This is a genomic window from Corynebacterium sp. MSK035 (assembly GCF_030232615.1).
In the GTDB taxonomy this organism is placed as follows: Bacteria; Actinomycetota; Actinomycetes; order Mycobacteriales; family Mycobacteriaceae; genus Corynebacterium; species Corynebacterium jeikeium_D.
The window spans coordinates 105,242-119,845 of record NZ_JASPJP010000004.1; the positions used below are offsets into that span (position 1 = coordinate 105,242).

At 58.6% G+C, this 14,604-nt stretch carries 12 protein-coding genes; 8 read left to right on the plus strand and 4 right to left on the minus strand.

What is annotated here, in order from left to right; all coding sequences use genetic code 11:
- The first annotated feature begins 7 nt into the window (after positions 1 to 7).
- Together QP978_RS04180 and QP978_RS04185 are read left to right on the plus strand one after the other, a co-directional pair.
- Positions 8 to 253, plus strand: a complete 246-nt coding sequence (locus QP978_RS04180) for a hypothetical protein (protein WP_005510313.1) — start codon at positions 8 to 10, stop codon at positions 251 to 253.
- Positions 254 to 646 carry an RNA-binding S4 domain-containing protein gene (locus tag QP978_RS04185; protein ID WP_016422972.1) on the plus strand — a complete coding sequence of 131 codons (393 nt, stop codon included), beginning with the start codon at positions 254 to 256 and terminating at the stop codon, positions 644 to 646.
- Here QP978_RS04185 and QP978_RS04190 read toward each other — a convergent pair.
- The 3 genes from QP978_RS04190 to QP978_RS04200 form a co-directional block, all read right to left on the minus strand.
- A complete protein-coding gene (locus QP978_RS04190; protein ID WP_070600824.1) occupies positions 594 to 1,760 on the minus strand; it encodes a GTP pyrophosphokinase in 1,167 nt (388 codons plus the stop codon). The genes QP978_RS04185 and QP978_RS04190 overlap by 53 nt on opposite strands.
- Positions 1,750 to 4,212 carry a malto-oligosyltrehalose synthase gene (treY, locus tag QP978_RS04195; protein WP_070600825.1) on the minus strand — a complete coding sequence of 821 codons (2,463 nt, stop codon included), beginning with the start codon at positions 4,210 to 4,212 and terminating at the stop codon, positions 1,750 to 1,752. The genes QP978_RS04190 and treY overlap by 11 nt, the downstream gene beginning before the upstream one ends.
- Before the next feature lie 113 nt (positions 4,213 to 4,325).
- Entirely contained in the window at positions 4,326 to 5,969 is a 1,644-nt protein-coding gene (locus QP978_RS04200) for an exonuclease domain-containing protein (protein ID WP_070600826.1), read from the minus strand.
- Positions 5,970 to 6,292: 323 nt separating this feature from the next.
- Between QP978_RS04200 and QP978_RS04205 the strand changes: the two genes are divergently transcribed.
- A complete protein-coding gene (locus QP978_RS04205) occupies positions 6,293 to 6,535 on the plus strand; it encodes a HigA family addiction module antitoxin (protein WP_005510305.1) in 243 nt (80 codons plus the stop codon).
- A 297-nt stretch (positions 6,536 to 6,832) separates the two neighbouring features.
- Here the strand turns inward: QP978_RS04205 and glgX are convergent, their stop codons facing one another.
- Positions 6,833 to 8,974 (minus strand): glycogen debranching protein GlgX, encoded by a 2,142-nt coding sequence (gene glgX, locus QP978_RS04210; RefSeq protein WP_070600827.1) that lies wholly within the window; start codon positions 8,972 to 8,974, stop codon positions 6,833 to 6,835.
- A 274-nt stretch (positions 8,975 to 9,248) separates the two neighbouring features.
- Between glgX and QP978_RS04215 the strand changes: the two genes are divergently transcribed.
- From QP978_RS04215 to QP978_RS04235, 5 genes are all read left to right on the plus strand, one after another.
- Positions 9,249 to 10,745, plus strand: coding sequence for a methylmalonyl-CoA carboxytransferase subunit 5S (locus QP978_RS04215; protein ID WP_070841042.1), 1,497 nt, complete (start codon positions 9,249 to 9,251; stop codon positions 10,743 to 10,745).
- Between the two features lie 23 nt (positions 10,746 to 10,768).
- Positions 10,769 to 12,382 (plus strand): acyl-CoA carboxylase subunit beta, encoded by a 1,614-nt coding sequence (locus tag QP978_RS04220; RefSeq protein ID WP_070600829.1) that lies wholly within the window; start codon positions 10,769 to 10,771, stop codon positions 12,380 to 12,382.
- Positions 12,382 to 12,687, plus strand: coding sequence for a hypothetical protein (locus QP978_RS04225; RefSeq protein ID WP_049182113.1), 306 nt, complete (start codon positions 12,382 to 12,384; stop codon positions 12,685 to 12,687). The genes QP978_RS04220 and QP978_RS04225 overlap by 1 nt, the downstream gene beginning before the upstream one ends.
- A 71-nt stretch (positions 12,688 to 12,758) precedes the next feature.
- Positions 12,759 to 13,118: a biotin/lipoyl-containing protein gene (locus QP978_RS04230; protein ID WP_016422964.1), complete on the plus strand. Its 360-nt coding sequence runs from the start codon at positions 12,759 to 12,761 to the stop codon at positions 13,116 to 13,118.
- Positions 13,119 to 13,207: 89 nt separating this feature from the next.
- Complete coding sequence (locus QP978_RS04235; RefSeq protein WP_070600830.1) at positions 13,208 to 14,572, plus strand: Na+/H+ antiporter family protein; 1,365 nt, start codon at positions 13,208 to 13,210, stop codon at positions 14,570 to 14,572.
- Positions 14,573 to 14,604 lie beyond the last annotated feature (32 nt).

The window sequence follows — 14,604 nt, forward strand, 5'->3', positions numbered from 1 at the left end:
CTCTAATATGTACTCCATGAGCTATCTTCAGCCCCAACCTCAGAACCCCATTGAGCTCCGCAAGAACGCGGTGCGAAAGTACTCCCGCAATGCCGTTGTATGGGCAGGCAGCGGTGTCGTCGGCGGTGCAGTGCTCGGACTTCTAGCCGGAAGCATGTCGCTATTCCTCATCCTGGCAGTAGTCGGCCTGGTCGGTGGTTTTCTCAATTGGCAAAAGGTTCAGCGGATCGTCAACTACAAGGATCCGCAGTAAGTGCCTGCTCAGCAGCAATTGTCTACCGAACCAGTGCGTATCGATGCCTGGATCTGGGCGGTCAGGTTGCTGAAAACTCGCTCATTGGCCGCAGATGCGTGCCGTGGCGGCCACGTCAAAGTCAACGGCGAGGCCGTGAAACCCTCAGTTCTAGTCGTCCCAGGGGACAGAGTGCGATTGTGGGCAAACCACCGCGAACACATTGTTGAGGTCACCAAGACTGTGAAGAAGCGGGTCGGAGCTCCGGTGGCCAGGCAGTGCTATATCGACCACTCTCCGCCACCGCCTCCGAGGGAGATTCTCGCATCGATGCCGATGCGCGACCGCGGTGCCGGGCGGCCTACGAAGCGCGATCGCCGTCAGCTCGATCGTCTTCGGGGACGTCGCTCATAGGCATCCCGGCCTCAGCTAGTTGCTGCAATCGTGCGCGCAAACGAGCTGGTCGGCGCTTCGGGTTATGGCTGGTATCCGCAGTGGCCTTGATGTGCTTGTCGCCGCGAGCCGCTAGTAGCAGGTCATCGATAACACGCACATGACCTGGGTTAAAGCGGTACTTCATGGCCTTGCTTACCGCGCTGAGACGCTGCGGATTAAGTAGCTCTCGCAGCTGCCCGACAGTGCGAATGCCATTGCGCTCCAGCAGTTCTTCTGCCCAGCCGTAATGCTCTGATTTCGAGCGGGGTGCATCGGGAAGCAACATCGTCAGCACTCCGGGTAGGGTTTCCTCAGTCACCACAATGTCATCGGCTGTGGTCTTTGCCGGAACTGAGGGCTGTTCGCCCTCTCCTTGCGCGGAATCGTCTGGCGTAGATTCCTCCAGCACGGCAACGACTTGGTCGAACTGCTGATCCGCGAGCTCAATAAGGCCAGCGGCCAGCGCAAAAGCTCTATCAATCCGCGGGTCTGTCGCTCCCTCAGGGGCCTTGTAACGAATATCGTGCTCAAACTCCGCCCACGCATGCTGCAGCACAGTGCGCAGTTGCACCTCAAACTGCATATCCGCATATGGAGCTAGCTCTGACGGCGCCGCCGTCGACACCTTGCAGATCAAGTGCTGGGAGCCGTATCCCAACCGGCCGCTGATTCGTGTCTCCGCGGTCTTGTCGATCGTGCGCAGCACAGTCAGCGAATCTCCCAGCGCATCCATAATCGCGGGAATCTCCGTCGAATGGTACGTGGTTACACGCACGCCGATGATGTCGTGGATATCGTGCCACGGGTCAGGGTAGACGTAGCTGCCGTCCGCTTCACGACGCAGGGCCTTCTGCCGCAATGAGCGGAAAGACTTCACCCGCGCCGTGACATTGTCAAAGGCCAAACCGGCATCGGAGAGAATCTCTTTAATCGCATCGACAAAGTCCTGTGCGGCAGTGGGGTGCCGAGTTGCCCACGAGTCGTACTTCGACTGCAGCGCACGTGTAACCTCTCGATCCTCCGCCAACTGAGCCTTGCGGGTCTGCTCGCGGGAATCGTCGGCAAGCGAATCCTTCATCCGATTAGTCGTCATCGTCCTCGCGTACCAGCAGTGCTACTGGGAAGGAGCTGAACAGAGAAGCCACGGCGATGGTGCCCGACCAGGTATGGCCGGTGAAACGGTCGGTCCAGAATCCCTTGGGAAGTGTCACTGTAGTGTCGCCCCAACCGCCTTCGCGCTGCAGCCCCAGCGGACGGCGCGTCACCAGCGCGATAACATCTTCCGGCTCGCCCTTCGGTCCACGTGCTGCACCGACCAGGTGACGCTCGCCCACACCAACGGCGAATACTGGCTGGTAGGCACCGCCGACGAAGGACTCCGGGCGCTCCGCACGCAGCTTCACGCCGTGGTGAGTCACCATCAGCTTTGCGACGTCCGCATCGGCATCCGTAAAGTCCTCCGGCAGCTCAGCTGGGTGCTCTGGACTCTTAGTCACCGACGTGACCTCATCGCGGGCAACCTTATCCAGCGCCGCGACGCGCGCATCGTAGTCGACGAAGCGGCGGTTGTCGGGATCAACCAGGGAGTCCTCGGTGAACTCCGTCCCCTGGTAGGTATCGGGGATGCCGGGGCCGACAAGCTGGAGGAGCTTGCGCGACAGAGACGTGGTCAGGGCAGCTGGCGCAATGGAGCGGACGAACTCTGTGATGGAGTCGGTCAGGGGGCCGTCGAGAAGCGCGTCAATCCAGCTGCGGATGCCGAGTTCGAACTCCTCGACCGGCTCCGTCCAGGAGGTGTGCACATCTGCCTCGCGGATGGCCTTGATGGCGTAGTCGTGGAGGCGTTCGCGCAGTTCATCGGTAATTACGCCGTCGGTCGGCCAGACTCCGATGATGTTCTGCAGCAGGAAGTAGCCGGTGGCATCGTCCGGGGCGGGGGTGATGGCCATCCAGTTGCGGACATTTTCGGCCCAGTCTCCGGAGACATCGGAGAGCTGGAGAATGCGGGCTCGGACATCTTCGCCGCGCTTGGTGTCGTGAGTAGACAGCGTGGTCATCGTTCGTGGCCAGAGGCGAGCACGTTCCGACTGCAACAGGTGGAATTCCGCTGCCGACATACCGTAGCGACCGAGATCACCGCCAACTTCGTTTAGGCTGATCAGGCGACAGGCGCGGTAGAAGGTGGTGTCTTCGACACCCTTTGCCATGACCGCGCCACAGACCTGCGCGAACCGCGTGGCGGCCTCACCACCGGCTACCAAACCTGCCGAAATGAGGTCGAGAGCAAAGACGCGCGAGGGGAAACGCGCTGCCATTTCGCCAATGACCGTGGAAGCCACTCGCGACAGGGAGACATAGTCCGAACGGTAGACAGGCATGGCAGCGACCAGCTTGCAGATGGTGTCGATAAGTACCTCATCGCTGACGCTGGTACCGCTGATAGACCAGTTATCGCGGCGCAGGGCACGCGCTAGACGACGGACCTCCGCAGCCAGCTCGTGAGCAGCGACATCGTGCTTGAGAGCCTGTGCGGTTGCTTGCACGGCAGTCTTGTCCCAGGTTGAGCCGGACTGCTGCAGAGCCAACATGCTCATGGCGTCTCGGGAGTCGCGGTTGACGAAGACATTGTCGAACTCACGCAGGGCGTCGTAACCCGTGGTGCCGTCAACCTGGAGCCTCGGATCCAGTGGCTCTTCGGCACCCAGAATCTTCTCGATAACCAGCCACTTGTCATCGCCGAGTAGACGGCGCAGCTCACTGAGGTATCCGAATGGGTTGCTGAGGCCATCCGGGTGGTCAATGCGGACACCGTCAATGATGTCCGCAGCTAGCAGCTCGCGGATGATGCGGTGTGTGTGCTCGAATACCACCGGGTTTTCCTGGCGGATGCCGGCCAGACCGTTGACGCTGAAGAATCGACGGTAGCCAATGACCCCGTCCTTCCAGCACATCAGACGATAGGCCTGGCGATCATGTACTTCCTGCGGGGTGCCGTCCTCGGTGCCAGGGCGCACCGGGAATGTGTTGTCGTAGTAGCGCAGAAGTGGCTCGTCGCCAGAGGTGTCGAGCTCCAGCTTGTCGATATCTTCCGGGGAGCCCAGAATCGGCAACCCCATCTTGCCGTTGGCACCGTTGTCCTCGTGCCAGTCGATGTCGAAGTAGGGCTCGAACTGAGAATCCTTGCCATAGGTCAGAACGTCCCACCACCAGGCATTGAGCTTGGGCTCCTCCACACCGAGGTGGTTCGGTACCAGGTCGATAATGATGCCCAGACCGGCCTTGTGCGCCACCTGCGCGAGCTTCTGCAGCTCTTCCATGCCGCCGAGCTCCGGGTTCACAGTCGTCGGATCGATGACATCGTAGCCATGGTTCGACTCCGGCACGGAAGTGAGGATAGGCGACAGATACAGGTGTGAAATTCCGAGGTCTGCCAAGTAGCCGACCTGTTCAGCCGCGTCAGCGAACGTGAAAGCGCGCCCGTTTGGATCGGCCTTGGGGCCACGGAGTTGGAGACGGTAGGTGGACGTAATTGGTCGGCGACTCATGTTCCCCTTTATACCGCCCACCAGGAAAAGCTGCTGCCTGACCGCTGTGGCAGCAGCTAGACCCAGAGCCTGCGCCCGCCGTCCGAATGCGAATTTCTTTCCGTGAACGTGGCCTAGAAGGGCGGCATTCCGTCATCGCCGGGCAGGGAAGTGGAACCAAACAACGGAACCGACTCACTGGAGTTGTTTCCGTCGCTGGCGCTAGGTGTCCCTTCCGCAGTGTCTCCTGTTTCGGACGCGCCATCCTCTTCCGGATTCAGCCCGAGTGCAGTAAAGAGCTCCTTCTCGCTCCAAATCTGGATTTCCTGGCCTTCGGCCTGCAGCTGTCGAGCCCTCTTCTCCTTCGACGTCACCGAATCCCACGGACCGGCGACCAATATGGTTGTTTTCTTCGTAACACCCTTATTGATATTCGCACCTGCAAAGGCAATCTTGTCCCACAGAAAACCCTTGTCATACGGTGCAAAATCGCCCGTCAGCGTCACACGCTGCTGGTACAGAAGGCCGCTTGGATCCGCGTCCGGATTCGGGTCTGGAATGGTGTCCGGTGTCTTGGCTGCATCCCATTTCGCATTGCGACGCGGCCGACGTGACGGCGCGGAACTGCCGGACTGCGCACCAGCACTAGCACCAGTGCCCGCGTTGGTTCCGGCTCCAGTGCTGGCGACACCAGACGGGTCATAGCGCACCATCCGTACTCGTCCACTGCCAATCTGGCCCAAGCTCAGCGAGACCTTCTTGCTCAAATCAGCCACCGATGTCGCGCGCTGCTGCTCCATCAACCACAGCGCTACCTCAGCACATGCGACCGCATCCGCCGTCGCATCATGATGATTCTCCAGTGACGCTCCCGCGGCCTCCGCCAACGTCGGCAGCTTCAAGTTGGGCAGCCCCAACTGCATCTGCCGAGCCCACATATAAGTACACGCAAAATTCAACTTCGGTGCTGGAATGCCTTCCGCCCGGCACGCTCGCGACAGGGCTGTGAAATCAAACCGCGCATTGTGAGCAACTACGTCCAAATCCCCGACGACGTCAACAAACTTCGCCAGCTGCTCCGGAAATGACGGATCACCGGCCACATCTGCCGCCGTGATGCCATGAATCGCGACATTGGCTTCATCAAAATACTCCAACCCCTTTGGCGGACGGCACATCCAGGAATAACGCTCCGTCACCTTCCCGCCACGCACGACCGCAACGCCAAGCTGAACAATCGAACCGGTGTCTTCGTTCGCTGTCTCTACATCGAACGCCGCAAACGGTGCGATGTCCGACACCGCAACCGCATCCCCCGAAGGAAGCGGCGCAAAAGGCACAGAGCGCTTTACGACGTCGCCCGCGCCCTCAACCACACTCACGCCTTCGGTGACCGCCGCGCGCTGTGCCACCCACGGCATCAACGTGGAAGTAAAAGCATCAGCTGAACTGTAGAACTCCGGATTCTTGGCCATCTCCGCCATGAGATCTGCCAGCAACTGCGCTGCTGCCTGGCGATGAGACATCACACGGGCCTTTGGCAAAGCTACTCCGAGGTCTACCGTGCCGGGGAAGAAGCGGTTGGCCGGAGTGTAGACACCGTTTTTACTTGCCGATGCGACCTCGGCAACGTCGGCAAGCGGGAGGGGCTTCGCGGGGGCGGTGCTAGCCGTGTTGATGGTGTGGGTAAGGTGGAGCCCATCTGCGGTAATAGTCACCGTGTCGCCGGTGAGCTCGAAGACGACGGCGGGCTCGGAGGATGGCGTGGTCGTAGTCATGCACTAGATGGTAGCGCCGATGGCGGATTGAGCCCCATAGAGGCTGCGGTACCTGCGGTTCTAGCCGAGTACATGTGGCTTCCGACAATGTGGAAATGTCCACAGAAATAGGAATATTTATGGAGTGTTCGGACAGTGGGGGTGTCTGTACCCCTGAAAACCACATGTTTTGGGAGGTTAAATGTCCGGATGCATTTTGAGCGGGCGCTCCTTATACTTTTCGACGAACGGCGGTAACTGGTCGTTCGAGCTTTCGAGCTCAAGCGAAGGGCAAAGCGGAAACAACGTATGCCAGTGAAGCGATGAAATAAGGAGTAAACATTTTGAGCACGCATCCTGTGCACCCTGGTTCTATCTTGAACGATAATTTCCTCGAGCCGCGACACCTCTCTATCTACCGACTGGCTCTTGCCATCGGCGTGCCAAGCTCAACTCTGGAGCGCTTTCGCACCGGCCGCACTGCGGTCACCACTGACCTCGCAAATCGACTGTCCGACTACTTTGACACCGAGCCGGAGTACTGGTTGAACTCTCAGGCGGAGTTTAATATGCGCGCATCTGCGTAAGAAGACTTCACGCCAGCTCGGCTCCCGCGGTGCTGTGTTGATCCAATGCGAGTTACTGACTGCGTTTATGGCTGGCGGCGGTGGGGGCGATGCGAGTTACTGACTGCGTTTATGTCCAAAATGGCCCGAAAAATGGCCTGAAAGTGTCATAAACTCGCACAGTTTCAAATTTGCAGCCCTCAATTTTTGCTACGTAACCCTGTTTTGAGTTGAACTCAGAGCCGAAAATCCCCTGTCAGTGGAAGAAAAGTCTTCCGCCGACAGGGGATTTTTGTGTAGGATCCAACGCGGACGCGGCTAGTGTCGCTCGATCAGCACGATGGTCGAACGGGCCGGCACGCGGAGCTCGCCTTCCGGCTCAACGATGCGCTCGCGAGTCGGTCGACCCGTAATCTCTGTGGTGTCGATGATGACTTCCCAGCTGTGTGCGTATTCGGTGCCCGGAATTTGGAACATGATGTCCTCGTGGTGGGCGTTGAAGCACAGGAGGAAGGAGTCATCTTCAATCCGGTGACCTCGGCGATCAGGTTCAGTGATGGCATCGCCGTTGAGCCAGACCATCAACGACTTGCCGAAGTCGAAGTTCCAGTCATCGGTAGTCATGACACGACCCTCATAGGTCAGCCAGGCAATGTCACGATCATCGGTTTCCGCACCGAGCGGGCCACCGCGCAGGAAGCGGCGGCGCCGGAAGACTGGGTGTTCTGCACGCAGTTCAGTCAGGAACTGGGTGTATTCGACCAGTTCAGAGTTAGTACGAGTCTGATTCCAGTCCACCCATGACAAACGGTTGTCCTGACAGTAGACGTTGTTGTTGCCCTTCTGGCCACGTCCCATTTCGTCGCCATGGCTAATCATCGGAGTGCCCTGGGACAGTAGGAGAGTGGTCAGGAAGTTACGATGCTGACGGGAGCGCAGAGAAAGAACGCGCTCGTCGTCGGTCGGGCCTTCCACGCCGCAGTTCCACGAACGGTTGTGGGACTCGCCGTCGCGGTTGTCCTCGCCGTTGGCCATATTCTGCTTCTCGTTGTAGCTGACCAAGTCGTTGAGAGTGAAACCATCGTGCGCGGTCACGAAGTTAATCGACGCAGTTGGGCGGCGGTCATTGTTTGCATACAGGTCCGAGGAACCGGTGATACGCGAAGCGAACTCGCCGAGCGTGGATGGCTCACCGCGCCAGAAGTCACGGATAGTGTCGCGGTATTTACCGTTCCATTCAGTCCACTGCGGTGGGAAGTTACCGACCTGGTAGCCGCCTTCGCCGACATCCCACGGCTCTGCGATGAGCTTGACCTGGCTGACAATCGGATCCTGCTGCACCAAGTCAAAGAAGGCGGAGAGGCGATCCACATCGTGGAATTCTCGAGCCAGGGTGGAGGCCAAATCGAAGCGGAAGCCGTCGACATGCATCTCGGAGACCCAGTAGCGCAGCGAATCCATAATCAGCTGCAGGGAGTGCGGGTGGCGCACGTTCAGGGAGTTACCGGTGCCGGTGTAGTCCATGTAGTGCTGTCGGTCACCCTCGACCAAACGGTAGTAGGCCTCGTTGTCGATGCCTCGGAAGCAGATGGTTGGGCCCATGTGGTTGCCCTCAGCGGTGTGGTTGTAGACCACGTCGAGGATAACCTCAATCCCCGCATCGTGAAATGCGCGCACCATGCCCTTGAACTCGCTGACTGCGCCGCCTGGCTTTTGGGAAGCCGAGTAGTCCTGGTGTGGCGCCAGGAAGCCGAAGGTGTTGTAGCCCCAGTAGTTGCGCAGCCCCTTTTCACGCAGGTGGTCGTCCTGGAGGAACTGGTGGACAGGCATCAGTTCGATAGCCGTGACACCAAGGTCCTTGAGGTAGTCAATGATCGCCGGATGAGCGAGACCGGCATAGGTACCGCGTAGCTCCTCAGGAATCTCCGGGTGAGTCATGGTCATGCCCTTGACGTGGGCCTCGTAAATCACGGTCTCGTTGTACGGCGTGCGAGGTGCGCGGTCAGCGCCCCAGTCGAAGAATGGGTTGATGACCACGGAGGTCATGGTGTGCCCCAGGCTGTCCTCGGTGTTGCGCTTCGAGTGGTCATGAATGTCGTAGTTGAACAGTGATGGGTGACCGTCGAATTCGCCGTCGAAAGCCTTGGCGTATGGGTCGACCAGCAGCTTGTTGGGGTCACAACGCTTACCGTTTGCCGGATCGAATGGGCCGTGTACACGGTAGGCGTAGCGCTGACCCGGCATGATGGACGGGATGTAGCAGTGCCAGATATGCGCATCGACTTCTTCCAGCGCAATGCGTGTTTCTTCGCCTTCGGCGCTAATCAGACAAAGCTCCACCTTTTCCGCAACATCGGAAAAGAGCGCAAAGTTGGTGCCAGCGCCGTCGTAGGTAGATCCGAGCGGGTAAGGCTCACCCGGCCATACTTGATAATCGCCGACTGTATTTGCTTGGTTCATGTGACTACCTTAACCGCTTTGTAAAAAACATGAGCCATTTTCAGTCCCGTGTGGGCGCGCAAACCGTCCTATTCGTCGAGCGCACTTCGCAGAAACGACCCCCAGACAAAAAGTCGAGTTGAACGGTTAAGCGCGTAAAGTTCGCGCGAAAATAAGTATTTAACCCTGCAAGTGGGCAATTTGACACTCTAAACGCACCTTGGTGGGCGCCGAATCCCCAATATTCGCGGTCACCAACGCGCGAAGATTCCCAAAGGCCTTTACTTTTGGAATTATGAGTCCACGAACCATTGGTGTAACGGAAGTAGCGTTCCGAGACGCTCATCAGAGCCTCATGGCAACGCGAATGGCTATGGAAGACATGGTCGATGTCTGTGAAGAAATGGACAAGGCCGGTTTTTGGAGTGTGGAGTGCTGGGGTGGCGCAACCTTCGACGCTTGCATTCGCTTCCTCAACGAAGACCCCTGGGAGCGACTGCGGACATTCCGCAAACTGATGCCGAACAGCCGCCTGCAGATGCTGCTGCGCGGTCAGAATCTCCTCGGCTACCGCCACTACGAGGACATGGTGGTTGACAAGTTCGTCGAAAAGTCCGCTGAAAACGGCATGGACGTATTCCGTGTTTTCGACGCCCTCAACGATCCACGCAATCTCGAGCACGCCATGCGCGCGGTCAAGAACGTCGACAAGCACGCGCAGGGCACGATCTGCTACACGACGTCTCCGCTTCACGACGTCGACGGGTACGTTAAGCTCGCTGGTCGTCTACTGGATATGGGGGCGGACTCCATTGCGTTGAAGGACATGGCAGCGCTGCTGAAACCCCAGCCGGCTTACGACATCATCCGTGGCATCAAGGAAACTTACGGCGAGGACACCCAGATTAACGTCCACTGTCACTCGACCACCGGTGTCACCATGGTGACTTTGATGAAGGCCATCGAAGCTGGTGCGGATGTCGTGGACACAGCAATTTCGTCGATGTCGCTGGGGCCGGGACACAACCCGACCGAGTCGCTGGTGGAAATGTTGGAGGGAACCGACTACACCACCGACCTGAACATGGATAATCTGATCACCATTCGTGACCACTTCCGCAAGGTGCGTCCGAAGTACGCAGAGTTCGAGTCGAAAACCCTGGTCAATACCGACATTTTCATGTCGCAGATTCCTGGCGGCATGTTGTCGAACATGGAAAACCAGCTCAAGGCCCAGGGCGCGGGCGACCGCGTCGAAGAGGTCATGCGTGAAGTACCGATTGTCCGAAAGGACGCCGGTTACCCGCCGCTGGTGACTCCGAGCTCGCAGATCGTCGGCACGCAAGCTGTGTTTAACGTACTGATGGGACGCTACAAGGTTATGACGGCTGAGTTCGCCGACCTCATGCTCGGCTATTACGGGCAGTGCCCGGGTGAGCGCAACCCAGAGCTGATCAAGCAGGCAGCGGAGCAGACCAAGAAGGAAGAAATCACGGTTCGTCCGGCTGATCTCCTCGAGCCAGAGTGGGACGACCTGGTCGAGCAGGCCAAGGAGCTCGACGGTTACAACGGCACCGCGGAAGACGTCCTGACCAACGCACTGTTCCCATCTGTCGCACCGGGATTCTTCACCACGCGCGGCGAAGGGCCGAAGAACGTCGGTAAGACTGTCGAACAGCTCAAGCGCGAGGCAGAGCAGGCCTCTGGTGCAGCCAATGCCATTCGCGAGCCAATTCGCTACAAGGTCACCGTCGGCGGTCGCTCGCAGACCGTCCAGGTGGAACCCGCCTAGGAACATCGGGAGAAGAGATAGCAATGTCGCAAAGTTCAGCAAACCAGCCGACTTCGGCGGATGCCGTCGCGCCGGGCGTCGATGCCTCGATGGCGGAGCGCCTGGATTATTTGGATGCTCAGCGTCGCCGTGTTGAGGCCGGTGGCGGTGAAGCCCGGCAGGCCAAGCAGCACGAACGTGGGAAGATGACTGCCCGCGAGCGTATCGACAACTTCGTCGACGAGGGCACTTTCCGTGAAACCGGCATGTTCATGACTCACCGCACCACCGACTTCGGCATGGATACCGCCGATGCGCCTGCCGACGGTGTGGTCACCGGCACTGCCGCGGTTCTCGGCCGGGCAGTGCACGTGGCCTCCCAGGACTTCACAGTCATGGGTGGCTCCGCTGGTGAAACGCAGTCCCGCAAGGTTGCAGCCACTATGCGTGCCGCTGCCGACAACGGCACTCCGTTCGTGTTTATCAACGACTCCGGTGGTGCTCGCATTCAAGAGGGGATTGACTCTCTGTCGGGCTACGGCCAGGTCTTTTACAATAATGTCTGGCTGTCCGGTCTGGTGCCGCAGATTTCCATCATTGCAGGTCCATGTGCTGGTGGCGCTGCCTACTCGCCAGCGCTGACCGACTTCATCATTCAGACTCGCAAGGCACAGATGTTCATCACCGGTCCGGGCGTTATTAAGTCTGTGACCGGCGAGGAAGTCACCTCCGAGCAGCTCGGTGGCGCTGATGCGCACATGGCTAAGGCCGGTAATATCGACTTCGTTGCCGACGATGACGAGCAGGCCATCCTAATTGCGCAGAAGCTCTTAAGCTTCCTGCCACAGAACAACACAGAAGAGCCGCCGGTTGTTGATCCGGTATTCGATGCCGAGCCGGATTCAGAGCTCCGCGACATCGTCCCTGTGGACGGCAAAAAGGGCTACGACGTCCGCGAGGTCATCATCCGTATCGCCGACAATGGCGACTTCCTCGAGTGCCAGGCGGGTTTTGCCACTAACCTGGTTGTCGGCTTTGGTCGAGTTCTGGGCCGTACCGTGGGCTTTGTCGCCAACCAGCCGAACGTGATGTCCGGTGTGTTGGACATCAATTCCTCGGACAAGGGCGCAAAGTTCATCCGCTTCTGCAACGCCTTTAATATCCCGCTGGTCACCCTGGTTGACGTTCCTGGCTTCATGCCGGGCGTCACCCAGGAACACGGCGGCATCATCCGCCACGGCGCAAAGATGCTCTACGCATACTCCGCAGCGTCTGTGCCCAAGGTGACCGTCGTCATGCGTAAGGCCTACGGCGGTGCGTACCTGGCGATGTGCTCGAAGGACCTCGGCGCGGACTACGTATTCGCATGGCCGACCGCAGAAATTGCGGTGATGGGCGCAGAAGGCGCGGTCAACGTGGTCTTCCGAAAGGAAATTGCGGCCGCGGGCGACGAGGAAGAGCAGGCGCGCGTGCGCGACGAGCGTATCGCCGATTACAAGACACGCTTCTCGACGCCGTATGTCGCTGCCTCGCGAGGACTGGTCGACGACGTGATTGACCCGGCGGAAACTCGCCTGCGTGTGGCTGACGCACTGTCGGTTCTGCGCAACAAGCGTGAGGTTCGCCCGGCCAAGAAGCACGGATTGGGGCCACAGTAATGTCGGACAGCATCGGTGAGATTAAGGAGCTGCGAGCGCTCGTCGCTGAACTGACCGACCGGTTGGATGCGACCTCGACAAGCTTGCAGAAGGCCACGGCACGCCTGAATCAGGCAGAAAGCGAGTTGGCTGAACTGCGCAAACGCGTGGACGCAGATATCCCCGAGGACACTGTCATCGCCATTTCGGCAGCGGTGTCTGCGTACCTAGGCAATCGCGGCAAGGTGAAGGCAATTCGTTACAACCGCCACAAGACGTGGGCTGCGCAGGGCCGCCAGATCCAGCAGCAGCGCAACCTGCGTTAGTTGGAAATTTTCGATAACCGACTTATTTGAGCCTGACTCATTGACTTTTGCTACGTGAGGATTGTTGAGCCATGAAATTGAAAGTGACTGTCGGCGGCATTGCCTACGATGTCGACGTTGAAGTAGTTGAGGAGCCCAAGCGTCTTTCGCCCATCGTTTTGGGTGGGTCGTCTAGCGCTTCCGTTGAGCCGGCCACCGCTAGTGTCTCGGGTGTCTCCGCCAATTCGGTGGTGGCGCCACTGGCAGGTTCGGTCAGCAAGATTTTGGTCGAGGAAGGCCAGAAGATTGAGGCCGGGGAGGTGCTGCTCATTCTCGAGGCAATGAAGATGGAAACCGAGATTACGGCCCCGGCTGCAGGCACCGTCGGCTCTATTCATGTCGAAGTCGGTGACGCAGTGCAGGGCGGCCAGGGACTCGTCTCGATTGATTAGTCGCATTAGCCGGGGTGTAAAGATTTTGGGGTGAAATCTTTCTAGCCCCGGTTGCTGGAAATACTTAAGGTTGCCTTAATATTTTCCTTATGAATGCCGTTCTTCTCGCCGTTTTGGTGATGCTAATCCTGGCGGTCTGCCGGGTACACGTTGTGCTAGCGCTGTTTATTGGCGCCTTGGTCGGTGGTCTTTCCGCCGGTATGGGGCTCGATGCCACAATGGTTGCCTTCCAGGAAGGCCTCTCTGGTGGTGCGAAGATTGCCCTGAGTTACGCCATGCTGGGTGCCTTTGCCATGGCAGTGGCGTCCTCTGGGCTGCCCAAATTGCTGGCCGATTGGCTGATTGCCAAGATTGGCACAGAGGATGAAGGCGCTAAATCTAAGGCAGAAGCATGGACCAAGTGGGGTATGGTGGCCGGTATTTTGGCCATGGCGATTATGTCGCAGAACCTCATCCCAGTTCACATCGCGTTTATCCCGCTGATTATTCCGCCGCTGTTGCCGGTGTTTAACCGGCTCAACATCGACCGCCGAATGATCACCAGTGTGATGACCTTCGGTTTGATCACCACCTACATGTGGGTTCCGGTCGGATTCGGTTCTATCTTCCTGAACGACATTCTGCTGGGGAATATCGAGAATGCTGGTCTTGATGTTTCCAATATCAACATCATGATGACGATGGGCATCCCGGCTCTCGGTATGTTGTCGGGTCTGGCCATTGCTGTGTTTTTCTCCTACCGGAAGCCACGTCATTACGAAGATCTGCCAATCGCCGAGTCCTCGCGCGTGGAATCCCAGTCTGACGAACCGGTGTCGAAGTACCGAGTCATCGTTGCTCTCGTTGCGATTGTGGTGACCTTCGTCGTCCAGATTGTGATGAACTCTATGGAGACCGATGCCGATCCATTGTTGATTGGTGCGCTCACTGGTCTGGCAATCTTCATGCTTACCGGTGCCGTGCGCTGGCGTGAGGCGGACGACGTATTCACTGCCGGTATGAAGATGATGGCCCTGATTGGTTTCATCATGATCTCCGCACAGGGCTTCGCCTCGGTGATGTCAGAGTCCGGCCAGGTCGAGCCGCTGGTGACCGCCACTGCAGACCTGTTTGCGGGCAACAAGCCTGCCGCTGCATTCGCCATGTTGGTCGTCGGTCTAGTGGTCACGATGGGTATTGGTTCATCCTTCTCGACGCTGCCGATTATCTCCATCATCTACGTGCCGTTGTGTTTGTCGCTGGGCTTCTCGCCGATGGCTACCGTCGCCATCATTGGTACTGCAGGTGCTCTGGGTGACGCTGGTTCGCCAGCATCGGACTCGACGCTCGGCCCGACGATGGGTCTCAATGCCGATGGGCAGCACGACCACATTCGCGATTCGGTTATCCCGACCTTTCTGCACTTCAACCTGCCGCTGCTGGCAGCTGGTTGGGTAGCAGCTCTGGTGCTCTAATGCCAGGGTTTGGCTATGACCGTGAATGCTTC

Bases quoted from the DNA above. Each gene is read 5' to 3' on its own strand.
- QP978_RS04180 (WP_005510313.1), top strand. From the start codon at position 8: ATGTACTCCATGAGCTATCTTCAGCCCCAACCTCAGAACCCCATTGAG.
- QP978_RS04190 (WP_070600824.1), bottom strand. From the start codon at position 1,760: ATGACGACTAATCGGATGAAGGATTCGCTTGCCGACGATTCCCGCGAG.
- treY (WP_070600825.1), bottom strand. From the start codon at position 4,212: ATGAGTCGCCGACCAATTACGTCCACCTACCGTCTCCAACTCCGTGGC.
- QP978_RS04200 (WP_070600826.1), bottom strand. From the start codon at position 5,969: ATGACTACGACCACGCCATCCTCCGAGCCCGCCGTCGTCTTCGAGCTC.
- glgX (WP_070600827.1), bottom strand. From the start codon at position 8,974: ATGAACCAAGCAAATACAGTCGGCGATTATCAAGTATGGCCGGGTGAG.
- QP978_RS04215 (WP_070841042.1), top strand. From the start codon at position 9,249: ATGAGTCCACGAACCATTGGTGTAACGGAAGTAGCGTTCCGAGACGCT.
- QP978_RS04220 (WP_070600829.1), top strand. From the start codon at position 10,769: ATGTCGCAAAGTTCAGCAAACCAGCCGACTTCGGCGGATGCCGTCGCG.
- QP978_RS04225 (WP_049182113.1), top strand. From the start codon at position 12,382: ATGTCGGACAGCATCGGTGAGATTAAGGAGCTGCGAGCGCTCGTCGCT.
- QP978_RS04230 (WP_016422964.1), top strand. From the start codon at position 12,759: ATGAAATTGAAAGTGACTGTCGGCGGCATTGCCTACGATGTCGACGTT.
- QP978_RS04235 (WP_070600830.1), top strand. From the start codon at position 13,208: ATGAATGCCGTTCTTCTCGCCGTTTTGGTGATGCTAATCCTGGCGGTC.